The following is a 25,699-nucleotide window of genomic DNA, read 5'->3' on the forward strand; positions in this document are numbered from 1 at the left end:
CTTTTTTTCGTCTATCATACTATTTTATCAAGCTAGTTCCCTCTTTATATTGTGTTTTGTATAGAAATTTCTGATAATATATAAGTATAACTGAAAAACAAAGGAGAGAAATAATTATGAAACTAGTTGTTATTAACGGTACACCAAGAAAATTTGGTAGAACTCGCGTGGTGGCAAAATATATTGCGAATCAATTTGAAGGGGAATTATATGATTTAGCAATTGAGGAGTTACCTTTATACAATGGAGAAGAGTCACAACGTGATTTAGAGGCAGTGAAAAAATTAAAAACGTTAGTGAAAGCTGCGGATGGGGTTGTATTATGTACACCAGAATATCATAATGCGATGAGCGGTGCGCTGAAAAACTCTTTAGATTACTTAAGTAGTAGTGAATTTATTCATAAACCAGTTGCGTTATTAGCGGTTGCTGGTGGCGGTAAAGGTGGAATAAATGCATTAAACAGCATGCGAACGGTCGCTAGAGGTGTTTATGCAAATGCAATCCCAAAACAAGTTGTGCTTGATGGATTACATGTGCAAGATGGTGAACTTGGGGAAGATGCAAAACCATTAATTCATGATTTAGTTAAAGAATTGAAAGCATATATGAGCGTATATAAAGAGGTGAAAAAACAACTAGGAGTGGAGTGATATGCCATCTCTGCATAAAGATTCACGCTTGTATTTCATTCTAGGGGCCAATAGTCTATCAGCTATTGGTTCTGGTATTGTTATGATAACGATTCCGTGGTTGTTAATTAAGGAGAGTGGAGGAGAGGCAACGTTTGGTTATGTTTCCATTATCGCAACTCTTATTATGTTTTTATTAACACCGTTTATCGGGCAAAGTATTGATCGTTTTTCAAGAAAATCTTTATTATTATGTAACGAAGGTATCGGGATAGTCGTTATAGGAATGATGGCTATATGGGGATTTACTGGGCAACCTTATCATTCTATTCACTATATTCTTATTTATATAGCCGGATCATTCTACTATTTATTATTTTACCCTACAATATTTGCGTTCAACCAAGAGATATTTCAAGCAGAACATTATAAAAGTTTAAGTGGAACGATGGAAATACAAGGACAGTTAACACAAGTTATTTCTGGAGCGGCCGCAAGCTTCTTAATTGAAATTGTATCTTTGAAGTGGATTTTGTTAGTAGACATGTTAACTTTTGCTGGAGCATTTTTTCTTTTCTTATGTATACCGTACGTAAAGAAAAAAGAAGTGAAAAGAAAAATAACATTTAAGAAGCAATTGTTTGAAGGAATTCACTTTATGAAAAAACGTCCTAAGCTCTTTTGGTTCTTACTGGCCACTTATATGCCGTTTATAGGTGTTATGATAGCAAATTATTTAATACCCGTGTATATTTCGGATATACTCAAAGCCAATGCCTCTGTATACGCAATAGAGGGCACGATGTACGGTGTCGGAGCGGTTGTTGCAGGAATCTGTATTCCACTCATAATGAAATATGTGAAAACAGAAGTTTCAATTGTTATGACGATGTGCATTTATATAATTTCAATTACCGCAATGATTATTGAACCTTCCATAATTTTCTTATATGGACTTGCAATCTTTCATGCAATCGGAAATGCGGGTACAAGAGTGGCGAGAAATGTATTGATGATGGAAGAAATTCCAAACGAAGTAATGGGACGTGTAGACAGCTTATTTCGATTAATTGGTACAGGAATAAGAATTGTATTATTAATGCTGTTTACAGCTGGTGTATCCAAAGCCGGAGTGATGCTGCCGTTTTACGTATTAAGCTGTATATTGATCTTCTCATTAGGAATCGCTATTTATTATGTACTATCACAACGTAAAGTAAGAACGAACGTTTCTAATAAATCAATCATATAAAAAGTACTTCTGCCTTCCTATCTTTTTCTATCATTCCTTTCGAGAGGACTCCCACCTCTAAACGTAAGTGAAGGTGGTGAGGTGAATCGAAAGAAATATTTTATTTTCGAGAAAAAACGAAAACGTATGTTCTTTTTGCTATAATATCCTTAACATGGAGGTGAATAAAATGACAAAGGAAAATCCATCAAACTATAAAACTCTTCAAATCTGGATTAAAAAAGGGCATCGTATGTATTCTTATTTTCAAGAATGTTGTCATAACGCTAAGAACATGTACAACACCACAAACTTTTATATACGCCAGGTGTACACTGGATTAACACAAGAAAAAGAGTTACAGCCTTTGCAAAAAGAAGTTCTGGATAATATTCATAAAAATATTGGTAAGATGAATGACATACAACGTCTTGCCTATCAGAAGAAATTGGAAAAAGAGAAATTAAAGCCTAAAGAGGAACAGAAAGAGATTAAATGTAATTTGTTTTCAGAACCTAATTTTGAAAAACCTTATGCAGATTACAACTTTCTAGATGCACTATTTAAGGCTATGATTCAAAATGATTATCGAGCTATGCCTACGCAATGTAGCCAGTCCATCATGAAAGGTTTGTTCCAAAATTGGAAATCTTTTTTTGCTAGTTTAAAAGACTATAAAAAGAATCCAAACAAATATGCTGGAATGCCTAGGATTCCAAAGTATATTCGTTCTTCTGAAAAAGAGATTCTGTATACAAACCAAGATTGCATCATTAAAAACGGTAGATTTTTAAAGTTTCCAAAGACGAAATTACAATTAAATATTGGGAAACTAGGTTTCACTGAAGGTAAACTGAAACAAGTTCGTGTGATTCCAAAATACAATGAATATGTAGTGGAATTGGTAATTGATGTTCCTTCTGAAGAACAAATTATTGAAGAGAATGCTCGTTATATGAGTATTGATTTAGGGATTGATAACCTTGCAACCATCGTAACAAACACAGGTATGAAACCTGTCCTTGTTAAGGGCAAACATGTCAAAAGCATAAATCAATATTACAACAAAATGAAGAGTCATTTTACAAGCATTCTTAGAAATGGAAAACAAACTAATGAAGGACCTTTTACTTCTAAAAGGATAGAAAAACTTCATCAAAAACGTTACTTGAAAATAAAAGACGTCTTCCATAAAGTTAGTCACCATATCGTAAAACTAGCTCAAGAAGAAGAAGTTTGTAAAATCGTTATTGGTCAAAACAAAAGTTGGAAACAAGAAACGAATATGGGAAAAAGAAATAGCCAATCGTTTTGTCATATCCCGCATAATTTACTGATTCAAATGATTACATACAAAGCAAATGCTGTAGGCATTCAAGTTGTTGTAACTGAAGAATCATATACATCGAAAGCAAGTTTTCTGGATAACGACTTCATTCCAACGTATGGAGAAAATGACCAAAATACAACTTTTTCAGGAAAACGAATAAAGCGCGGCATATATCGTTCAGCAAATAAAACTTTAATTCATGCAGATGTAAATGCTGCGGTTAACATTTTACGAAAAGTAATCCCAAATGCATGGACAAATGGGATAGAGGGGTTAGGCGTGAAACAGCTCGCTAATGTGTTAACTCCCCTGACGTTAATCGTCCGTTAGGTCGAAACGTTAGAAACCCCCACTTCAAGCTTTGCTAAGTGGGGGAGTGTTCATATAATAAAAAGAAAGGGAGTGCAAACGTATATATGAACAAATGGATCTTACTTATAATCGTATTATTACCTCCGCTATACATCCTTTATATGACCTTTCGAATGAAGGAAGTTGCTCGTGAAAAATTGAGCTATCACTCTCCGTACGTTCTTATACTGGGTGCAAAGTTATTTGGAGATAGACCGTCTTTATCTCTTCAAAATCGTTTGGATGTAGCGTTGGAGTATTTATTTTCCCATCCTGAAGCGAAAGTAATTGTTTCAGGTGGTCAAGGAGAAGATGAAGATATACCGGAAGCTCAAAGTATGAGAAACTATTTAATGGTACATGGTATAGATGAGAGTCGTATTTTAATAGAAGATCAATCTACAAATACGTATGAAAACTTAAAATTTAGTATGGATTTATATAATGTGGAACATGCGGTAGTTGTAAGTAATACGTATCATTTATATCGAACAAAAATAATTGCAAAGCGTTTAGGCATGAAGATGGAGGCACTAGCTGCTGAAACGCCAATGCGTTCTAAGAGAAAAATGTATGTTCGCGAATATGCTGCAATAATGAAAACAATATTGTTCGACCGTTAGAGCTCAAATTAGAGCTCTTTTTTAATTATAAAGCGTATCATTTGAAATGAATGCCATATTCCATCAAAATAAAGGAAACAACATTAAAGGAGTTGTATTTGTGATTCAATTTAATCATGTGTCAAAAGCGTATGAAGATGGCACGAAAGCAGTGGATTCATTGCATTTAGAAATTAAAAAGGGAGAATTTTTTGTTCTCATTGGTCCGAGTGGTTGCGGGAAAACAACGACAATGAAGATGATTAATCGTTTAATTGAAACGACAGAAGGCTCAATTTTAATTGATGGAAAAGATATTCAACAATATAATATTAATGAATTACGTTGGGATATAGGGTACGTGCTGCAGCAAATCGCTTTGTTTCCGCATATGACAATTGCAGAAAATATTGCAGTTGTTCCTGAAATGAGAAAATGGAATAAAGAAAAAATAAAAGCCCGTGTCGATGAGTTACTACAGATGGTCGGGCTAGATCCAGACGTATATCGCGATCGTATGCCTGATGAATTGTCAGGAGGGCAAAAGCAGCGCGTTGGTGTCGTAAGGGCATTAGCCGCAAACCCGAAAATCGTTCTTATGGATGAACCGTTTAGTGCGTTAGATCCATTAAGTAGGGAACAGCTTCAGAAGGATATCGTACAATTGCAAAAAAAGATTCAAAAAACAATTGTATTCGTAACACATGATATGCAAGAAGCATTATCACTTGGAGATCGTATTTGTATTATGAAAGAAGGAAAAGTAGTTCAATTAGATACACCAGAAGGTATTATACATAATCCGAAAAATGAATTTGTAGAAGAGTTCATTGGAAATCGTAGACGACCTTGGTATGAGGGCATGAATATAGAAGATGTAATGTCGTTAGACAATCGTATACGAGTTGAAGGGACTGCTATATCTTTGCATTCCCCTTTACAAGAAGCACTAATCCGCTTACAAACTGAAGAATCAGTGCCAGTTGAAGAAAATGGTCAATATGTTGGAGCTTTAACAAGTCGTCATATTGTTAATTACATTGTTGAACAAATGAAGGAAAGAGGCTAAACAGTGACTGATTTTATACAAACGTTCCAAGAGCGAAAAATAGAATTACTAACTGCATTAAGTGAGCATTTACAAATATCGCTTATTTCACTATTTTTTGCAGTAATTATTGCGGTGCCACTTGGCATTTTATTAACGAGAAAACAACGAATGGCTGAATTTATAATAGGAACTTCTGCAGTTATGCAGACAGTGCCATCACTTGCATTACTCGGACTTTTAATTCCGTTAGTAGGAATTGGAAAACTTCCGGCCATTATTGCATTAGTTGTGTATGCACTATTACCTATTTTACGAAATACATATACAGGAATAAGGGAGTTAGATGAATCTTTAATCGAAGCAGCGAGAGCTATGGGGATGAATAGCTGGAGAAGACTGTGGAAGGTAGAGCTTCCTCTTGCATTACCAATTATTATGGCCGGTATTCGTACGGCGATGGTATTAATTGTTGGAACAGCTACATTAGCTGCTCTTATAGGTGCTGGTGGGCTCGGAAAACTCATATTACTTGGTATCGATCGAAATGATCATGCGCTTATCATTTTAGGGGCCGTACCAGCCGCGTTACTCGCTTTATTCTTTGATGTAGTACTTCGAGTACTTGAGAGTCCAAAACGCTCTTCTAAGCGTATTATATTGACGATATGTATTACTTGTATAATGATTGCTTCTCCCTTTCTTTGGAACACACAAAAGAAAGATATTGTTATTGCCGGAAAACTTGGATCAGAACCTGAAATTTTAATTCAAATGTATAAGCAGCTTATTGAACAGGATACTGATTTACATGTAGAATTAAAACCAGGTCTTGGAAAAACAGCATTTGTATTTGAAGCATTGAAATCAGGAGAAGTAGATATATACCCTGAGTTTTCGGGAACAGCTTTATCTACTTTCGTGAAAGAAGAGCCAAAAAGCACAAATCGGGATGAAGTATATGAGCAGGCTCGCATTGGAATGGAAAAGAAATATAATATGGTTATGTTAAAGCCGATGGAGTATAACAATACATATGCACTAGCTATGCCGAAAAAAATAGCAGATCAAAGTAATATAAATACAATTTCTGATTTAGGAAAAATGGCACAGGATGCTAAAGTAGGATTCACATTAGAATTTGCTGATCGTGAAGACGGTTATAAAGGAATGCAAAAATTATATAACTATAAGTTTTTAAATGTGAAAACGATGGAACCGAAACTACGTTATAGTGCAATTCAATCAGGGGATGTTAACGTAATCGATGCATATTCAACTGATAGTGAACTGGAGCAGTATGGACTGACAGTGCTAAAAGATGATAAAGGGTTATTCCCACCGTACCAAGGTGCACCATTATTAAGAAAAGAGACGTTACAGAAATATCCTGAACTTGAAAAAGTATTAAATACATTATCTGGGAAGATTACAGATGAAGAAATGCGAAAAATGAATTATGAAGTAAATGTGAATGGAAAAAGTAGTGAAGAAGTTGCGAAACAATTTTTACAAAAAGAGAATTTACTTCGTTAATTTTACAAGAAATATACAAATTTATATGTATGAAATGACCGTTCATTACAAAATGACCGGTTTTTTTGTGCATACTTATACATTTTTTCAAAAAAGTATTCCATTTTTCTTCATTTTCTTTTAGAATAAGTAATGTTTTCCTGAAAAAATATAAGAGAAACGTCTATTAGAGAAAAAGGTGACTTTAATAGTTGAACGAACATAACACCTAGAATGACAGATGGGGTGGTACAAATAGAAAAGAAGTTAGGATTTTTTCCATTAATTGCATTAGTAGTCGGAACAATGGTTGGTGGCGGTGTTTTTAGTTTACCGCATGATTTAGCAGTAGGAGCAAATAGCGGCTCTATAATAATTGGCTGGTGTATTACAGCGATGGGAATGATTCCACTCGCGCTCGTATATCAAACGTTAGCAAGACAAAAACCAGAGCTTGAGGGCGGGATTTATAGTTATGCACGTGCTGGTTTCGGAGAATATATCGGATTTAACAGTGCTTGGGGATATTGGCTAGCAGGAATTTTAGGAAACGTTGCAACAATCATGTTACTGTTTAGTACATTAGGTTATTTCTTCCCCATTTTTAAAGGTGGAAATAATGTTGCGTCTATCGTTGGTGCATCACTTTTATTATGGACACTTCATTTTCTAATTTTATTTGGAATTCGTGAAGCATCTATTATGAATGTTATTGCAACGATAGGGAAATTAGTTCCAATCGTATTATTTATTGTTGTAATGGTAACAGCGTTTCGCTGGGATACATTTACACATGATTTTTGGGGAGAAGGAACGATCTCAGTTTCCTCTATACTTGGTCAAGTGAAAAATACAATGCTTGTAACTCTTTGGGTTTTCATTGGGGTTGAAGGAGCGGTTGTATTATCTGGTAGAGCGAAAAATAGCCGAGATGTTGGTAAAGCGACAGTACTTGGACTTATTTTAGTAATGTCTATTTATATTTTAATTTCTGTTTTGTCTATGGGAGCGATGACAAGAGGAGAGCTTTCCGTGTTAGAAACCCCGTCAATGGGACATGTATTAGAACATGTTGTTGGGACTTGGGGCGCGGTTGCGATTAACATTGGGTTAGTTGCTTCACTTGTAGGTACATTAATAGGCTGGTTTTTACTTGTTTCTGAAATTTCCCACGTAGCAGGAAAAGATGGCGTGTTTCCGAAAGTCTTTACGAAAACAAATAAAAAACAAACGCCACATATGGCATTATGGATCTCAAATGGCGTTGCCCAAATTATATTTATAATCGTTCTGTTTTCAGAATCAACATATCAAATTATGTATTTCATTGCTTCAACATCAATTTTAGTACCATATTTATTATCAGCGTTATTCCAATTTAAATTAGTTATTACAAACGAACTAAAAGATGCAAAAGTAAAAAACGGCTCGTTAGCTTTAATTGCTTCTACTTATTCTGTATGGCTTCTATATGCAGCGGGTTTGAAAAATTTATTACTTGTTTCAATCGTGTATGGAATTGGGATTATTGTTTACATGTATGCAAGAAAAGAAAAAGGAAATCGTTGTTTTAAAGGTATTGAGAGATATGTAATGTGGGCAATTGTTATCGCAGCTATCACATCACTTTATATGTTATTAACTGGAAATATAAAAATGTAAAAGTCCTTTTAAATAAAGGGCTTTTTTCTTTGTCTAGAGAATATTTAATACATAAGATATTCAGGAGGGATGAAAATGGAAGAAAAAGAACAGTTAACCAGAATTGTTGATTTAGCGAGTGAAGTAAGGAAAGTATTAGTGCAAGAATCCTTTTTTAATCATCATCCTGAACTACGAGGAGTGATTGAAAATTTAGCGAGTGCTGTAGAGAATTTGGCGGAATTACAGCAAAATACAGATGAAAACGCTGAAAATCGATTGCGATATGTACTTGCTAAAATGAAAATTGCTCATAATGCCATTTTACAAGAGAAAAAAGCATTTCCATCTCATTAATATACGTTTTAATTTTGAACCTGACGGATAACGTCAGGTTTTTTGTTTCTAGTTTTTCGTTTCTTTCATACACTAAGAATAGTATGAAAAAAAGAAGGTGACGAAGGTGAGATTACATAAAGCTCTTCAACCAAGTTTTATAAAAAGAATGTACTATATGAGGTTTATCGGAAAGTTTACAAAAGCAGAGAGAGAGAAGAATGGAGAGAACTTCTTTGTACAATGCCTATCGCCAATACCATTCACGTTACAAGAGCAATTAAAAAATGAACCATACGTATTTGAAGGTTTATGTAACAATAAAAAGAATGAAAAAGTCTTTTCGGAATTAAAGAAAAGAAAATTAGAAAAGCAATTGGTTATGTTTCGTCTCTATTATGAAAGAGGACATATATACGTGGAGTTAATTTGTGCAGAAGAACCACGAGAAATGGCCAATGGCTATAAAATGATTCCAGTACCTAAAGTTTCCGAATACAAAAAAGGAGAGTCTTTAGAAAGAAAACTTGGAAATGGCTATTTGTCATTTCTAATGCCAAAATATCCGAAAGACTTTGAGCCTCCCGAATTATTGTGGCAAGATGGAAGGTTATATGGAAATATATCTTTAAAGTCATCATCAATTAGTTCAATCGCATATTTTGAACAGCAGCGGGAATGTAAGTATATAGACTTAAATGACTGGATGAAGTATGTGGAAATAGCGGTAGAAGATCAATTGTATTTTGTAAGCAATCACATGTATGAGCAATTAAAAAAACGAATGACTGAGGAAGGTAAGCATGTAGAAGTAGAGGAAATAAAAGTGCACAAGGATGAATGGGAATGGGATGAGCGTGAATCCGTCTTTTTACAGTATGTAAAAAGTTTTGTACGTAATAAAGGGCTATATTTGGATGAAACGGACATTTATAATTTCCATATAAGTGCGAAAACAAATATGTTGACGATTCTAGGTGGTATACCAGGCGCTGGGAAATCCCGATTTGTGCAAGCTTATGCAGAAGCACTTGGATTACAGTATGGGGAAGAATTGGTTTGGATTCCGATTTCACCATCGTATCAAGAACCACATGATTTACTTGGTTACCTTCACCCAAATGGTACTTTTATTGAAAGTGAAACAAAATTAGTTAGGGCGTTAATGAAGGCAAAAGAAAATCAAAATCAACTATATATAATCGTTTTTGATGAAATGAATATGTCACATATTGAGCATTGGTTTACTCCATTTCTATCTGTTCTTCAACTTGAAAAGCAAAACCGTATTCTAAATTTGTATGAAGGTGTACAAGGAAAAGAAAATCCAATTCCATCAACAATTGAAATTGGTGAGAATATTATATTTGTAGGTACAGTAAATTTTGATGAAACAACGAAAGAACTCTCAGATCGATTATTAGATCGGACAAATTTAATAACGTTACAAAAGATTCCGTTTTGTGAGATGTGTATGGAACAAGAGAAAATTGTATTACAACCACCTCTGAAAGTAACTGCAGGAGAATTTCGTATAAGCTGGGTCAGGAATAAAGCGATGATTGAGGTGTTTTCTGAAGAAGAGTTAGAACTATTAGATAAGTTACATGTTGTATTGTCATCACATGATATGTCAAAGGGAATTTCATTTCGATGTGCAAACGCAATCGCTACTTACTTGCAAAATATACCGTTCCAAAATAATCATTCCTATATGATCAGTAGAGAAGAGGGATTTGATTTACAAATTAAGCAACGTGTATTGACGAAAATAAGAGGTACTGAAATGATGGTTGGGTCTTTACTTTCTGAAGACGTAAAAAGGGGGGCGACATTACTACCTCTTTTGCAATCGCCACTTGCAAACAGAGTATCTACATTTGAACACTCTTTAGCATATATAAGAGAAAAGCGTAGAGAACTGGAGCTGTATGGCTATGCAAAATGAAGGGCGATATGAAACAGAAATCGTTGATACGAAAGAAACGCTCCCTTTTGTATTAAAGTTAATTATTGGAACTGAGGCAAAGGGGGAATATATTTTATTAAATCGTCTTTGTACATCTACTACAGCATTAGTTCAATGTATTTATAAAGTACAAGAATTAAAACCAATTAGATTACATTACCATTATGAAAGTCCAATGAATATTACTTTTATATGGAATAAAGTATATGAGGGACAGAAAAATATAAAAGAGTCAAAATATGAAATAAATGAAAAAAAACAAAAGGTATTAATATATGAACATGGAAAAACGGAATTCTTTTATCCATGGCGTTGTGGATTATATCATTTTGAAGTGAATATAGAAGATAGAACGTATTATGGCGCATTTCAAATCGTTCCCAAAAATTTTTTTGATGATCAATTTGAAATGATTCAAAACTATGTAAAGTCAATTTTGAATGAGTTGATTTTAGATAGAGGTTATTATAAAAAGACTTTCTCTGCACTTAGTGATATTGAAGATTCTTCTTATTTAGTGTTACTTAGAAAGTTGCCGCAAAAAATGAAAAAGATAAAGCAAATTTTTAAGAAAATAGAATCGAGTTCAAAATTTATACATGAATATAAATGGGAAGAAAAAGAGCGGAAAGCAACGAGAAAAGGAGCCATAGTGGCGGAAAGAAAACCGTATGCAAAATATTATAATCGTAAGTTTATAGAACAAAAAAATAGTAAGGAAAATGCATTTCTTAAATTTAAAGCGATGCAATTTTATTTCTATTTACTTGAAGCTGAAAGTTTTTTGAGCCAAACAATTGAAATATTAGAAAGAGCAAAAAGAAAGAAATCAGAAGAATTTCAAGCTGTAAAAACGATTATACAAACAATTGAGCGTAATGGATCAGTGACCGATAGAGAGAAACAAAAGTATAAAAATATTCATTTACTAAAAGAGGCGGATTTGCGAAAAAGCTCTATGAAGATACAAGAATATAAAATATTAGCGCATTTTGTACATGAAAGTGTACAATACTTTCAAACTTTAATGCATTCTCCATTTTGGAGAGAAGTTTCCGAAACAGGTAACATGTACTCACATAATTTACCGATACCACATCAACAACTACTACAGCATTTAGATGTACTTCCACAATATACAGAACAATCTCCATCTTTATTATTTGTTTATAAACCAACATTTTTAGTGTATGAATATTACGCTTTTTTTATCGTTATTTCCATGTTAGAGCAAATTGGTTTTGAGGCTAGAAATTCCATTCGTGAACAAATTCAAGAACATTTTTATGTAGATGGATTACAGGATGGAACGACAGTAGTTTTACACCGAGATGATATTAGAGTACATGTCGCATTTAATGATTTAATTGAAACTCATCCCCTTATTGCATTAAGTAAAGGGAGTAATTTTTATAATGGAGAAGATACGAAGAAGCCAGACATTCGCTTAGACTGTTATGTAAAGGAAGAAGGGAAATACGTATATCAATCTTCTATTATTATTGAAGTGAAGTATAGCCCCATGTACAACATTTTTCAGCACGTTGGAAATACGAAGGCAACTGAGCAAATGTATAAGTACTGGTCTATAAAATATGTAGAAGAACAGGATGGAAAGAGAGTCTATTATCGAAGGGCCATTTATGAAGTTATTTGTGTATATCCAGGAAGTCATATGCATAGTAAAAAAATTGAGTCTGGATGTGGTGTGTTTTTGCAATTATATCCATATAAAACGAAACAAGGGGAAGAGAAATTAGCCGGAAAACATGGAATGGTACAAATTTTTGAGAAGTGGTTAAAAAGCATGAAGAAGTAAAAAAATCCTTTTTTATAAAGGATTTTTTTAGATTAAGAAGAAATATATGCTGTATGGAAGACAACTTTATACGATTTGAATTTGAAAGTAATATAAGTATGTTGTTAGAAGAACGGTACATGAGGGATAAAAGACGATTAAGATGGAATTTAATTCGTTTTACAGAATATAATAAGTCATAAATATTTTTAGTTGCATACGAAGATTTGTTCTTATATGATAGATAGTGAAAGCGTTATCAAAAACAGAGCGGCGATGGGAAAGGCGGGTAAATATGTTCCAGCGTGTTCAAACAAAAGAAGAACATTTTTGGTTCGAGCAACTATGGGGAGATTTTTGTGAAGAAAGAAACTTAATGTTCGTAGAACGTAATTTAAATCCATCACGATTTTTATTAATAGAAGATGAACATCATATTGGTACAGTAGAATGTATTAAGTATACGGAACCAGAGCAATCGAATTCTGAGTTTTTCTATCCGTTTTCTAAAAATGATTTAGTGAAAGATTTGAAAAATGTGTATGAAATAGGCAAGTTGAGTATTGCGAAAACGTCTCGTGGGAGAGGACACTTCAAAAGACTAACAGCTATTTTATTTATGCATGCATTAGAAACGAAAGCAGAATGGTATATTGCAGCAGTGACAAAAAGAATGTATATGTATTTATTAACACTCAGTTTCCCAATTGAACCGGTAGATAAGCCATTTCAGTTTCATGATACTTTACAAGGTGTACCAGTGCGAATTCATGCCCGAAAAGGGGCTACGCATTTGTATTCTTTAAAAGAATTTCGAGATGTGATTCAAGGGAATGCTCATGCACAGGCATTAATCGCAGAATACAGTAAAAATATTATGTTAACAAAATAAAGCGAAATGAATATATATAATAAAGAGAATGCTATTTTAATATGAAGTCATTCTTCATGAAAAAAGACCCTTATTATTTTAATAAGGGTCTAAAAATTATAATCCAAATATACTAAAAATCATTTTGCGGCGCTTCGGCTTCTTTTCTCGTTCATATGCTGGTTTTGAATCGGGAGTAATATATATTGGTTCTTCTTTCTTCAGGGAAGCTTCTAGCTTTTGAATTCGCTCTAACATTTCCTCCATTTCACGGCGATGTTGTAAAAGTTGGTACGTAACAACATCATTTGCCTTATCTTGCATTTGTTCTTCCATTCGATCTAGCCTTCTCGTAATAGTGTTTAATTGAGCTGCTAATTGCTCAAATTCATGTGATGATTTGTCTTGAACAATTGTATTTACTTGAGTTTTTAATTCTTCAACATCATTTGATGATGTTTTTTGAGTAGGGTGAGAGTTTTGAGACTGCTCTATTTGTGAAAGATGGAATTCTAACATTTGATCTAAATCTTCTTGTGTGAAAATAAAGTGACCATATTTATTTTTTTCTATCGTAAGATTTAATTGTTGTGCAATCCGGACAACAGCCTTTGGGCTAACACCTAATTTTTTTGCGATAAATGGTGTTTTATATTCCAAAATAATCCCTCCTATATATATCCTGTTGAATGATTTCGATCTATGAAGGAAGTTCCCTTCTAGTGTGACAAAAGAAGTGTGGAATCGGCAAAGAAAGTGTTTTTTCACGAAATGAAGCTGTGAAGAATATATCGTTTATATAAAATACTTTGTCTTAAGATTTAGAACTATTTGACTAAGGGAAATGAATTAGATTATCATAATGATAAATATCTTTTTTATGTATGCATATAATATATAAAAAGGTGGTTGCTAATGTAGAATTTTTTTAGAGTATTAGAATGCTTACTTCACTTGAATAAAATTAAGTAGGAGGTGGCTTCCTTGCTTACAATGTAGGTAAGGAGAAGTATTTGGACATATATAGTATAAGTATAGTGATTGTTTTAATTGCCTTAACGGCATTTTTCGTCGCAGCAGAATTTGCAATTGTTAAAGTGCGAAGTTCACGAATTGACTATTTAATTGCAGAAGGAAATAATCGCGCAACATCTGTCAAAACAGTCATTACAAACTTAGACGAATATTTATCTGCTTGTCAGCTAGGAATAACAGTTACAGCTCTGGGGATTGGGTGGTTTGGTAAACCGGCGTTAAAGCAAATGTTTGACACGCTTTTTGTAAATTTGAACATTTCTACTCAACTAGCAGACATTTTTGCTGTAATTTTAGTGTTTTTGTTTATTACATTTTTACATGTTGTAATAGGGGAATTGGCCCCAAAAACATTCGCGATTCAAAAAGCTGAACAAGTGAGTTTGTTTGTTGCTAAACCGTTAATTTTCTTTTATCGTATGGCGTTTCCATTTATTTGGATCCTAAATGGATCAGCCCGAATTATTACGAAGTTGTTAGGGCTGAAACCACCGAAAGGGCACGATGAGGTTCATTCAGAAGAAGAATTACGGTTGTTAGTTTCAGAAAGTTACAAAAACGGAGAGATTAATCAATCTGAATATAAATATGTAAATAAAATTTTTGAATTTGATGATCGTATAGCGAAAGAAATAATGGTACCCCGAACTGAGATGCATATTATAAGTAAAGAAATGCCTGCTGAAGAAGCTTTGCAAAAAATGTCTCGGGAAAAATATACGAGATATCCAGTTGTAGATGGGGACAAAGATCACGTAATAGGCTTTGTAAACTTTAAAGATATTTTCACAGATTTTGTGCAGCATAATGCAGTAAGTAATAAGAAAGTAGAGCAATATATTAGGCCAATCATTTTAGTTATCGACTCTATCCCAATACACGACTTATTTTTAAAAATGCAAAAAGAAAGAACGCATATTGCTATATTGATAGATGAATATGGTGGTACGTCTGGACTTGTTACAGTTGAAGACATTTTAGAAGAAATAGTGGGAGATATTCAAGATGAGTTTGATACGGATGAACAGCCAGAAATTCAACAAGTTAGTGAAACGAAAACAATACTAGAGGGAAAAGTGCTTGTTAGTGAAGTGAATACGTTATTAGGTTTAACAATTGATGATAATGGTGTTGATACAATCGGTGGTTGGATTTTAACGAAGAATATAGAAATTGCTGAAGAGGATTTCATTGAAATTGAAAATTATAAGTTTTGTGTAAAAGAATTAGATGGACACTATATAAAGAGATTAGAAGTTACAAAAACTGTAGAATCAATTGTTATTTTAGAAGATGAAAAACAAATTCCATTTCAAGAACAAATTAGTTCGTAGACTCTGCTATATGGCAGGGTTTTTTTGAGCATAATGTTTTTGGCAGAATAAGAGCTATGATACAATGGCATAAGTCAGACCTTTCACTAGGTGAAATATTGTTGTATACATATATTTGGAAGGGGAAGAGTTATGAAAAAGCATTTATATATAAATGGAGATTGGAAGTCTGTAAACACTTATAAACCATTATACGCACCATATTCTGAAGAAACGTTAGCGGAAATTGCACAAGGAACGGAAGAAGATGTACAAGAGGCTGTTACTGCTGCAAAAAATGCAATGAAAAAAATGAATACATTATCTGCATATGATCGTGCGACTATTTTAGAGAAGGTTGCACAAAAAATGGATGAAAGAAGAGAAGAATTTGCAGAGATTATTGCAAAAGAGGCTGCAAAACCAATTCGTGCTGCGAGGGGAGAAGTAGATCGTACCGTTCAGACATACAAATTTGCAGCGGAAGAAGCGAAGCGTATATACGGCGAGACACTGCCACTTGATGCAGCACCTGGTGCAGATGGGCGTATTGCATACACAATACGAAAACCGATAGGGGTTATAGGAGCTATTACACCATTTAATTTCCCATTAAATTTAGTGGCACATAAAGTCGGCCCTGCAATTGCTGCCGGAAATACAGTTGTGTTAAAACCAGCTGATCAAACGCCATTATCGTCTTACGCATTAGTTGAATTATTTGAAGAGGCAGGATTGCCAAAAGGAGCTTTAAATATTATTTCTGGTCCCGGTTCAACTGTAGGTGAGGCGATAGTTACAAATGATGATGTTGCTTCCATTACTTTTACGGGAAGTCCAAAAGTTGGAATTGGAATTAAGGCAAAGGCTGGGTTAAAGCGAGTTACGTTGGAACTGGGATCAAATGCTGCTGTTATTATTGATGAAGATGTAGAATTAACAGATGAAGTAATTGAACGTGTAAAATGGGGAGCATATGTAAACAATGGACAAGTTTGTATTTCGGTACAACGTGTTTTTGTACATGAAAAGAGAATGGATGAATTTCTTTCAAAGCTAAAGATAGCGATGGAAACAGTTGTTGTTGGTGATCCATTGCTGGAAGAAACGGACGTATCGGCTTTAATTTCGAAAAAAGATGTAGAGCGAATAGAAATTTGGGTGCAAGAAGCTATTAAGGAAGGTGCTACTGTTTTATACGGTGGTAAGAAACGTGATGCAAGGATTTTTGAACCAACTGTATTAACAAATGTTCCAGAGTATGTATCTGTTCAGTGCCAAGAAGTATTTGGTCCACTCATGACAGTAAATACATTTAAAGAATTTGATGAGGCAATTGAGCAAGTAAATCATTCACGTTACGGTCTACAAGCAGGTGTGTTTACAAATAATTTGTTTAAAGCAATGCGTGCAATTGATGAGCTAGAGGTTGGTGGTGTCATGATTAATGATATTCCAACGTTTAGGGTAGATCATATGCCTTACGGTGGTGTTAAGGAAAGTGGTACTGGGCGTGAAGGAATTAAATATGCAATAGAAGAAATGACAGAAATGAAATTAGTGTGTATTAAAAAATAAAGTAGATCGAGCTTAAACATCCTAATAAAAAACGAGCTGGAAATGTTTACGATTCCATACTCGTTTTTTTATTGTTTGTTTTACATTTCTCGGAACGATTTAATTTAACCAAGTGTACCTTTTACTTCATTTCTTGTTTGAAAATAGCATCTTCTACATAAATTTGTTCTTTGTCAACAGCAGTGCTATGAGATAATACTAAACCGATTGGTGTTTCTATGCCTTTATTTTGAACAATTGTAAAAGGAACATTTTTTTCATTTGCTAATTTAATGTATTTTGATAAATGTGGGTAAGCAATGCCACCATTTAGGAATATTTGTAATGATTGAGAAGAGCGCATGCTACTAGCTACTTCAGAATATACATTACTTTGCATTACTTGACCGATAGTTAAAGCGATTTCTACACGCTCACGTAACGTAGTTAAATACATATTACGTTCTTCTGGTTTGTTCTGCTTTTGGCCGTAAATGCCTTCTTGGAGATAATCTTCCACATTTTTATTTACCATATTTTTCACACCTTTCATTTTCTATTGTACGAAAGAATGAAGCAGGATGCAAAAAAAAGTCGCATCGAATGTAAAAAACTTTGAATGAAAGGAAGGAAAATGGAATGTATCAATCTAAACAATTAATAAAGACATTAAAAATTTTATCAACACATATTAACAAAATGTGACAATAATCTATTAACGAATCGCATTTTTTGTGTTAATATTCAAAATATAAAGGGTGTTCGTCGCATGGAAATGGAGGGAATGGGGGTTTTTCCAATCGATAAGGATATTAAAGAAGTATTTTGTTCGCACTTGAAAAACAACAGGCACCAATTCGTTGAGAACTGGAAAAACAAAATGATAATTTCCGATAAAGATCCATTTAAACTAGAAGCAGTTCAAAATGGAGAGGATTTATTAGAGTTAATTATCGAACTTACTATGGAAGAAAAAGATATAGATTATCTTCAGCCATTATGCGAGAAAATTGCTATTGAACGTGCAGGGGCAGATGCGAATATTGGAGACTTTGTTTATAATGCAAATGTGGGAAGAAATGAACTTTTCGAAGCGATGTGTGAATTAGATGTTAGCGCACGTGAATTGAAACCGATTATGGCCCAAATACATACTTGTTTTGATAAATTAATTTATTATACTGTTTTAAAATACTCGGAAATTATATCAAAAAATTTAGAGGAAAAACAGCAATATATTAACGAAACACATAAAGAAAGGCTGACGATTTTAGGGCAAATGTCAGCAAGTTTTGTACATGAATTCCGTAACCCACTCACTTCAATTATGGGATTTGTTAAATTATTAAAGGCAGATCATCCAAGTTTATCTTATTTAGATATTATTTCGCATGAATTAGACCAATTAAATTTTCGTATTTCGCAATTTTTACTCGTATCGAAAAAAGAAATGTGGAATGAATCAGAACAATTTTGGCTTAATGATTTGTTTCAAGATATTATACAGTTCTTATATCCGAGTTTGGTCAATGCAAATGTTTCAATTGAAAAGAATTTACCGTATCCAATTCCACTTGTTGGCTATCGGAGTGAAGTGAGACAAGTATTTTTAAATATATTAATGAACTCAATTGACGCTCTAGAATCAATGAAAGAAGAACGGAAAATTATCATTGATGTATTTGAAGAAGATCAATCGATTCGAATTGTGATAAAAAATAATGGGCCAATGATTCCAGCTGAAAGTGTAGAAATGATTTTCGAACCATTTGTAACTACTAAAAAGTTAGGAACTGGTATTGGATTATTTGTATGTAAACAAATTGTAGAAAAACATAATGGGTCTATCATGTGCCGTTCAGATAACGAATGGACAGAATTTCAAATTGTATTTCAAAAATAAACAGTCTACACCAAATGAATGGTGTAGACTGTTTTAATTCGTAAGTATAACGGCTTCTAATTTAGGATCTTTAGTTGAATAACCTAAAAGTGAAATTGTATATATGATGTTCGGTTCGACTTTGAAATTCGGTATAGTTAGTAAGACGCTGGGATTATCGGCGAGTGAAACTTCAATATCTGCTGTACCAGGACTAACTTCCAAAAAATCTGTTATTTGTTTAAAGAGTACATTTTCAAATAAATGATCTCCACCTTTTAAATCTACATTTACAACAGGGGTATCTGGAGAAAAATGTGCAAAGCGTATTTTTGCTTGACCAGCTGGTAAATGTGTATTATCAAGCATAGGTTGTAATTGTAGATGATTATCACTATTTATTGCGGAAAAAGTATAAGTGTGATTCCCCATTATTGGTACTAAAGCTGAAAAGATGGGAGTTTCATTTCCAACAGGGACAATATCTATACGGTATTTACCTTGCACTAATGTTAAATAGGGACTAAATTGTATAAATGAAATATTTTTAATAACCTTTTGCCCGTTTACTAAAATGTCAACCGCAGGTGTATTTGAAGCAGAGTGAAAAAAACGTATGTGTGACGGTAAAGCAGCTTCTTGTGAATCTCTTTTTTCATACGCCTGTACCAGTTTCGTAAGCGCATCGTAATATTTCATATATAGTTCTACATATTTTTTCGGATTTTTAAATTGATAGTAACGAGCGAGCTGTTCGTAACGTGCAGCTTCTTGTCCATATTTTTCGATTTCAGATTGAGACATGAATATTCCTCCTTTGTCATCATTAAAACTATATGCTTAACAAGAAAGAGGTTATGCGAAAAAATTGTTTTTTGAAGGAGAAAAGTTGAAAATTAATAAAGAGTATTGCTTATGGATAAGTGTTTTTTAGGCGAAAGAGCCTTATAATTTTCTAGAGTATACAGCAATATATCATCTATGTTGGATGATGATGTACCGATTACAATGTATATTTCGAAATAAAAAAACTTAAGAGCGTATGAAGTAACATATCGAAAACATGTCCAAAAATCCTTAGGAAACTAGGGATTTTTTTAATAATGGGCAAATACACATACAAAGTGATAATTGTCCTACATAAATTATAAAGGAAAGGTAGTTTAAATATAAGGAAAGGAATAAAATATTGGGATGGGGATATCCAAAAAGGAATTGTGAATGGAGTTATGGAAGGTTTTGTGCTTTACGATGTAGGATGAATTTTGAATTTGTAACATTATTTTTTCTATTTACGTTAGCAAGTGGCAGTATTAACCGATAAAAGAGCGTCGTGCCGAACTGATTAATGTGGTTAATCGGTTCTTTTTTTATTGTATAAAACGGAGGAGAATGTATGTGAAATATAGGTTTCTATAAAAATAATTGCTATGCATTTAGTAGGATTAATTGTCGATATTTGTTTGAAAATATGCAATATAAAGTAGGAGAATAGGAAGGAGTTTAAAGGGAGTTTCGTCGAAGTTTACAGAATGTCGGCAATTGAGGGAAGCTGATATTATGTTAAGAAAATATGTAGTGAAGCGTTTATTTTATATAAAGGAGGGTTATTGGAGCGTATAGATAAGGGTTGGTCTTCGTTTTAAGTTCCGAATTTTCTGTTTTCTAAATTAATATTTAGCACTCATTTGTATATTTTATAATAGTTTTTTGATAAAATCACTGCTTTCGCAGAAGGTTCTTTTTTATGAAAGAAACGTCAATTTTCTTCATATATATATACAAATTGGAGAAATGGGGGAGCGCTATGCGCGATTACTTAATTAAACCACTTGTTGGTCAGCCGTATCCAATGATTTCACATGGAAAAGGTGTGTATTTGTATGATCAAAACGGAAATAAATATTTTGATGGCTCGTCAGGGGCAATTACGGCAGGTATTGGGCATGGCGTAAAGGAGATTGCAGATGTTATAAAAAAGCAAGCAGAGGAGATTGCTTTCGTTTATAGATCACAGTTCACGAGTGAACCAGCTGAAAAATTAGCGAAGAAATTAAGCGATTTAAGTGTAGGAGATTTGAACTGGAGCTTTTTTGTGAATAGTGGTACGGAAGCAAATGAAACAGCTATGAAAATTGCAATCCAGCATTTTCAAGAGCGAGGTATTCAAGGGAAGCATAAAATTTTGTCACGATGGATGAGTTATCACGGTATTACGATGGGAGCCTTATCAATGTCTGGGCATCCACTGCGCAGACAACGTTTCGTGTCAATTTTAGAAGATTATCCAACTATTCCAGCTCCATATTGTTTTAGATGTCCGGTGCAAAAGGTATATCCAACTTGTCAGCTTGCTTGTGCGACTGAACTAGAAAGATCAATTGAAAGAATTGGTGCAGAACATATCGCAGCTTTTATCGCTGAACCGATTATCGGAGCAGCTGGAGGAGCAGTCGTTCCGCCGAAAGAATATTATAAAGTCATTAAAGATATTTGTAGTCATTACGATATTTTATTTATTGCTGATGAAGTAATGACAGGGCTTGGTCGTACTGGCGCATGGTTTGCGATGGAGCATTGGGGTGTAGAACCGGATATTATGACTCTTGGTAAAGGTTTAGGAGCTGGATATACACCGATGGCAGCGACGATTGTAAGTGACCGTGTTATGGAGCCAATTTTACGTGGATCGCGTTCTGTAATGAGTGGGCATACGTTAAGTGCAAATCCATTATCTGCAGCAACAGCTCTAGCTGTTATTGAATATATGGAGAAACATAATCTACCTGAAAAAACAGCAGAAAAGGGAGAGTATTTAATAAAAGGACTACAGAAAATTCAGCAACAATCGACAATCATTGCTGATGTGCGCGGAAAAGGGTTGCTGATTGGAGTAGAATTGCAACCGTTTACAAAAGCGTCGGAACTTATTTCGGTTGCAGCTAAAAATGGTCTTCTTTTATACCAAGCTGTTTCAGGGCAAGCAGGAAAAGAAGATAGTGCACTGCTTGTAGCACCGCCGATGACAACTACATATTCCGAGTTAGATGAATTACTTTCAATTTTTGCAAAAAGTGTAGAAGAAATGATGCAAAAAGGAGGGCATAGTATCGCATGACAACTATTACGAATACATTCGATAAATTAAAAGAGATAGAGGAAGTAATTTCTTTGTTCCACGATGATATGACATTAATGTTTGGAGGATTTGGGGGGATTGGATCCCCTCCATCTTTAATACAGGCGATTTTAGAAAAAGGAGTTACAAATTTAAATTTAATAGGAAATGACACGGGATTTCCTGATGTAGGAATCGGTCGTCTTGTTACGAATGAAAGAGTAAAATCATTAATTACTTCACATATTGGTTCAAATCCAAATGCAGGAAGACAGCTAAACGAAGGAAGGTTACAAATCGAGTTTTCTCCTCAAGGAACATTAGCAGAGCGTATTCGCGCTGGTGGTGTAGGACTTGGAGGTGTATTAGTTGATGTAGGTGTTGATACGATTGTAGAAGAGGGAAAACGTACAGTTGAAATGAATGGCAAGACATATTTAGTTGAAACAGCATTAACTGCTGAGGTTGCAATTGTATATGCGAAAAAAGCGGATCCGTTTGGTAATCTTGTGTTTGATAAAAGTGCTCGTAATATGAATCCTCACGTAGCTATGGCAGGGGATATAACGATTGTAGAAGCAGAAGAAATCGTTCCACTTGGAAGTTTAGATCCAGAAGAAATTGTTGTCCCAGGAGTATTTGTAAATTATATCGTACCGTCGGAAGGAGTGAATTGGAAATGGGTATGGGCATAGAAGTGAGAGATAAGATTGCTAGGCGCGCGGCGAAAGAAATACAAAATGGTATGATTGTAAATTTAGGTATTGGTATACCATCGCTTGTACCGAATCATCTTTCTGACGATATAAACGTTATGTTTCATGCGGAAAATGGAATTGTAGGTATGGGACCTACGCCAAGAAAAGGGAACGAAGACGAAAATTTATGTAACGCAGCAGGTTTACCGACTTCTCTTATTACAGGAGCGAGTTATTTTGATAGTTGCACAGCGTTTGGGATGATTCGAAAAGGTTTATTAGACATAACGATTCTTGGTTCATTACAAGTAAGTGAGAATGGTGATTTAGCGAACTGGATTGTACCAGGAAAACGCGTTCCAGGTATTGGGGGAGCGATGGATTTGGCACAAAAAGCGAAGCGGGTCGTTGTTGTGATGAATCATGTCGATAAATACGGAAATGCAAAAATTGTTTCGGAGTGTACATTACCATTAACTTCAAAGAAATGTGTAGATTTAATTATTACGGATATGGCAGTTATGGAAGTGACGCAGGGTGGACTCGTTTTACAAGAATTAATGAGTCCATACACAGTGGAAGATATAAAACAACATACAGAAGCTGATTTTAAAATTGGCTCTAACTTACTAGTAATCGAATGAGGGGAGATGTAATATATGGAGCAATTAAAAAAGAAAATTTGTGATTATATCGAGAGTCATGAAGAGGAAAGCGTAAAATTTTTAAAACGATTAATTCAAGAAAAAAGCGTATCTGGTGATGAAAGTGGTGCGCAGGCAATTGTAATTGAAAAATTACGTGAGCTAGGTTTAGATCTTGATATTTGGGAACCTTCATTTTCTAAAATGAAAGATCATCCTTATTTTGTATCACCGCGTACAAGTTTTTCAGATAGCCCGAACATAGTGGCAACTTTAAAAGGAAGTGGCGACGGGAAATCTATGATATTAAATGGACATATTGATGTCGTACCAGAAGGAGATGTGAATCAGTGGGACCATCACCCTTATAGTGGTGAGCAAATAGGGAATCGTATATATGGTCGTGGAACAACGGATATGAAAGGCGGCAATGTCGCACTGATGCTTGCGATGGAAGCCATTATTGAATCTGGTATTGAATTAAAAGGAGATATTTATTTTCAAAGTGTAATTGAAGAAGAAAGCGGCGGGGCAGGAACATTAGCGACTATATTACGAGGATATAAAGCAGATGGTGTCATTATTCCAGAACCAACTAATATGAAGTTTTTCCCGAAACAACAAGGGTCCATGTGGTTTCGTCTACATGTGAAAGGCAAAGCAGCACACGGTGGAACGCGTTATGAAGGAGTAAGTGCAATTGAAAAAAGTATGTTTGTTGTAGATCATTTGAGAAAATTGGAAGTGAAGAGAAATGACCGAATTACAGACCCGTTATTTAAAGGAATCCCGATTCCAATTCCAATTAATATTGGGAAAATTGAAGGTGGGAGCTGGCCAAGTTCTGTTCCTGATTCATTAAATTTAGAAGGAAGATGTGGTATTGCGCCGAATGAGACTATAGAGGCAGCAAAAGAAGAGTTCGAGAATTGGATCGCTGAATTAAATAATGTGGACAATTGGTTTGTTGAAAATCCTGTAGAAGTAGAATGGTTTGGAGCGAGATGGGTTCCTGGTGAACTAGAAGAAAATCATGAGTTAATTACGACACTAGAGCATAACTTTGTTGAAATCGAAGGGAATGAACCGATTATTGAAGCATCTCCGTGGGGGACTGATGGAGGTTTATTTACACAAATCGCAGGTGTACCAACGATAGTATTTGGTCCAGGAGAGACGAAAGTAGCACATTATCCAAACGAATATATAGAAGTTGATAAAATGATAGCTGCCGCAAAAATTATTGCATGTACATTACTAGATTGGTGTGAGGTGAAAAAATGAAATACTATGAATCTTTTAGAGAACAGACGAATGACTATACAGTAGAAGGCGTTTTAGATTATTTTAATAAACGTATTCGAGTAGACCACTACACAGGAAATATTGAGAGGATTATCCAAACAATTGACGAATTAGCAGAGAAGCATTCTTTCACTAAATGTATTATTAAAGGAAAGGGAGAGCATGTTTCTACATGGCTCTCTTTCGGTTTTTTATTGGAAGCAACAATACCGCATTATTTTCAAGGTCACGATGCATACTTCTTCGTGAAATTTATTAATGATGAAAGACGGAATAGTATTCATTGGGCTGAGGAAGATACTATTTTAAGCGGTGTTAAAGCGAAAGAAGTAAAGGAAAAAATAGTCCCAGAGAAATTTTTATTAAGAAAAGCGACAGAAGAGGATGCGGAAGAATTAGCGGCTGTCTTTGGAAAAGTATTTGAAGTTTATCCGACTCCTTTAAACGAAGCGAGTTATGTAAAACAAACGATGAAGGAAGACGATACAATATACTATGTGTACGAATTCGAGGGGGAAATAATTAGTACAGCATCTGCAGAAATGAATATAAAAGAAGGAAATGCAGAATTAACGAATTGTGCTACTTTACCCGAATATCGTAAGCATGGGTTTATGAAAAGTTTACTAATTAAGTTAGAAGAAGAACTGCAAGAAAAATCGATTTTCTGCTCCTATACAATTGCTCGATCACTTTCTTTCGGAATGAATGCGGCCTTTCATCAGTTAGGTTATACGTATACAGGAAGACTGGCGAACAATTGCTACATTTTCGATAAGCTGGAAGATATGAATATATGGGTGAAAGATTTGTCTAAATAGTA

Annotated in this window: 22 protein-coding genes; 19 read left to right on the top strand and 3 right to left on the bottom strand. The window is 34.4% G+C overall.

The window, feature by feature from the left end; genetic code table 11:
- The first annotated feature begins 116 nt into the window (after nucleotides 1-116).
- From QCI41_RS01390 to QCI41_RS01440, 11 genes are all read left to right on the top strand, one after another.
- Nucleotides 117-653 carry an NADPH-dependent FMN reductase gene (locus QCI41_RS01390; RefSeq protein WP_353838619.1) on the top strand — a complete coding sequence of 179 codons (537 nt, stop codon included), beginning with the start codon at nucleotides 117-119 and terminating at the stop codon, nucleotides 651-653.
- A gap of 1 nt (nucleotide 654) precedes the next feature.
- Entirely contained in the window at nucleotides 655-1,884 is a 1,230-nt protein-coding gene (locus QCI41_RS01395) for an MFS transporter (RefSeq protein WP_353838618.1), read from the top strand.
- Between the two features lie 169 nt (nucleotides 1,885-2,053).
- Nucleotides 2,054-3,523, top strand: coding sequence for an RNA-guided endonuclease InsQ/TnpB family protein (locus tag QCI41_RS01400; protein WP_353838617.1), 1,470 nt, complete (start codon nucleotides 2,054-2,056; stop codon nucleotides 3,521-3,523).
- 86 nt (nucleotides 3,524-3,609) lie between these two features.
- The gene (locus tag QCI41_RS01405) at nucleotides 3,610-4,167 is read left to right on the top strand and encodes a YdcF family protein (RefSeq protein ID WP_353838616.1); all 558 of its coding nucleotides are present in this window, start codon (nucleotides 3,610-3,612) and stop codon (nucleotides 4,165-4,167) included.
- 100 nt (nucleotides 4,168-4,267) lie between these two features.
- Nucleotides 4,268-5,215, top strand: a complete 948-nt coding sequence (locus QCI41_RS01410; RefSeq protein ID WP_353838615.1) for an ABC transporter ATP-binding protein — start codon at nucleotides 4,268-4,270, stop codon at nucleotides 5,213-5,215.
- Between the two features lie 3 nt (nucleotides 5,216-5,218).
- The gene (locus tag QCI41_RS01415; RefSeq protein ID WP_353838614.1) at nucleotides 5,219-6,730 is read left to right on the top strand and encodes an ABC transporter permease/substrate-binding protein; all 1,512 of its coding nucleotides are present in this window, start codon (nucleotides 5,219-5,221) and stop codon (nucleotides 6,728-6,730) included.
- A gap of 213 nt (nucleotides 6,731-6,943) precedes the next feature.
- Nucleotides 6,944-8,371 carry a basic amino acid/polyamine antiporter gene (locus QCI41_RS01420; RefSeq protein WP_000129474.1) on the top strand — a complete coding sequence of 476 codons (1,428 nt, stop codon included), beginning with the start codon at nucleotides 6,944-6,946 and terminating at the stop codon, nucleotides 8,369-8,371.
- A gap of 75 nt (nucleotides 8,372-8,446) precedes the next feature.
- Nucleotides 8,447-8,707 carry a hypothetical protein gene (locus tag QCI41_RS01425; protein ID WP_060488652.1) on the top strand — a complete coding sequence of 87 codons (261 nt, stop codon included), beginning with the start codon at nucleotides 8,447-8,449 and terminating at the stop codon, nucleotides 8,705-8,707.
- A gap of 106 nt (nucleotides 8,708-8,813) precedes the next feature.
- Nucleotides 8,814-10,634 (top strand): AAA family ATPase, encoded by a 1,821-nt coding sequence (locus QCI41_RS01430; RefSeq protein WP_353838613.1) that lies wholly within the window; start codon nucleotides 8,814-8,816, stop codon nucleotides 10,632-10,634.
- Complete coding sequence (locus tag QCI41_RS01435) at nucleotides 10,624-12,474, top strand: hypothetical protein (protein WP_087980314.1); 1,851 nt, start codon at nucleotides 10,624-10,626, stop codon at nucleotides 12,472-12,474. Before QCI41_RS01430 ends, QCI41_RS01435 begins: the two co-directional genes overlap by 11 nt.
- A 274-nt stretch (nucleotides 12,475-12,748) precedes the next feature.
- On the top strand, nucleotides 12,749-13,345 hold the full coding sequence (locus QCI41_RS01440; RefSeq protein WP_353838612.1) for a hypothetical protein: 597 nt from the start codon (nucleotides 12,749-12,751) through the stop codon (nucleotides 13,343-13,345).
- Between the two features lie 96 nt (nucleotides 13,346-13,441).
- Here the strand turns inward: QCI41_RS01440 and racA are convergent, their stop codons facing one another.
- Entirely contained in the window at nucleotides 13,442-13,984 is a 543-nt protein-coding gene (racA, locus tag QCI41_RS01445; RefSeq protein ID WP_088081104.1) for a chromosome-anchoring protein RacA, read from the bottom strand.
- 353 nt (nucleotides 13,985-14,337) lie between these two features.
- On the opposite strand from racA, the gene QCI41_RS01450 reads away from it, so the two are divergent.
- Together QCI41_RS01450 and QCI41_RS01455 are read left to right on the top strand one after the other, a co-directional pair.
- Nucleotides 14,338-15,693: a hemolysin family protein gene (locus QCI41_RS01450; protein ID WP_002108356.1), complete on the top strand. Its 1,356-nt coding sequence runs from the start codon at nucleotides 14,338-14,340 to the stop codon at nucleotides 15,691-15,693.
- A gap of 132 nt (nucleotides 15,694-15,825) precedes the next feature.
- On the top strand, nucleotides 15,826-17,250 hold the full coding sequence (locus QCI41_RS01455) for an aldehyde dehydrogenase family protein (protein ID WP_046955704.1): 1,425 nt from the start codon (nucleotides 15,826-15,828) through the stop codon (nucleotides 17,248-17,250).
- Between the two features lie 121 nt (nucleotides 17,251-17,371).
- On the opposite strand, the gene QCI41_RS01460 is transcribed toward QCI41_RS01455, so the two are convergent.
- A complete protein-coding gene (locus tag QCI41_RS01460; protein ID WP_000247570.1) occupies nucleotides 17,372-17,764 on the bottom strand; it encodes a YueI family protein in 393 nt (130 codons plus the stop codon).
- 234 nt (nucleotides 17,765-17,998) lie between these two features.
- On the opposite strand from QCI41_RS01460, the gene QCI41_RS01465 reads away from it, so the two are divergent.
- Nucleotides 17,999-19,132, top strand: a complete 1,134-nt coding sequence (locus QCI41_RS01465) for a BA2291 family sporulation histidine kinase (RefSeq protein ID WP_000425100.1) — start codon at nucleotides 17,999-18,001, stop codon at nucleotides 19,130-19,132.
- Between the two features lie 33 nt (nucleotides 19,133-19,165).
- Here the strand turns inward: QCI41_RS01465 and QCI41_RS01470 are convergent, their stop codons facing one another.
- Complete coding sequence (locus QCI41_RS01470; RefSeq protein WP_353838611.1) at nucleotides 19,166-19,915, bottom strand: DUF4397 domain-containing protein; 750 nt, start codon at nucleotides 19,913-19,915, stop codon at nucleotides 19,166-19,168.
- A gap of 1,003 nt (nucleotides 19,916-20,918) precedes the next feature.
- On the opposite strand from QCI41_RS01470, the gene QCI41_RS01475 reads away from it, so the two are divergent.
- Genes QCI41_RS01475 through ablB form a run of 5 tightly spaced genes read left to right on the top strand, consistent with a single transcriptional unit; the run spans nucleotide 20,919 to nucleotide 25,697 of the window.
- A complete protein-coding gene (locus QCI41_RS01475) occupies nucleotides 20,919-22,229 on the top strand; it encodes an aspartate aminotransferase family protein (RefSeq protein WP_353838610.1) in 1,311 nt (436 codons plus the stop codon).
- Nucleotides 22,226-22,924 (top strand): acetate CoA-transferase subunit alpha, encoded by a 699-nt coding sequence (gene atoD, locus QCI41_RS01480; protein ID WP_000208097.1) that lies wholly within the window; start codon nucleotides 22,226-22,228, stop codon nucleotides 22,922-22,924. Before QCI41_RS01475 ends, atoD begins: the two co-directional genes overlap by 4 nt.
- On the top strand, nucleotides 22,909-23,571 hold the full coding sequence (locus QCI41_RS01485) for a CoA transferase subunit B (RefSeq protein WP_353838609.1): 663 nt from the start codon (nucleotides 22,909-22,911) through the stop codon (nucleotides 23,569-23,571). Before atoD ends, QCI41_RS01485 begins: the two co-directional genes overlap by 16 nt.
- A 15-nt stretch (nucleotides 23,572-23,586) precedes the next feature.
- Nucleotides 23,587-24,855, top strand: coding sequence for a peptidase (locus QCI41_RS01490; RefSeq protein WP_046955707.1), 1,269 nt, complete (start codon nucleotides 23,587-23,589; stop codon nucleotides 24,853-24,855).
- Nucleotides 24,852-25,697: a putative beta-lysine N-acetyltransferase gene (ablB, locus tag QCI41_RS01495; protein ID WP_046955708.1), complete on the top strand. Its 846-nt coding sequence runs from the start codon at nucleotides 24,852-24,854 to the stop codon at nucleotides 25,695-25,697. The genes QCI41_RS01490 and ablB overlap by 4 nt, the downstream gene beginning before the upstream one ends.
- Nucleotides 25,698-25,699 lie beyond the last annotated feature (2 nt).

It is taken from the genome of Bacillus cereus group sp. MG4, assembly GCF_040460055.1.
GTDB classification, from domain to species: domain Bacteria; phylum Bacillota; class Bacilli; order Bacillales; family Bacillaceae_G; genus Bacillus_A; species Bacillus_A wiedmannii.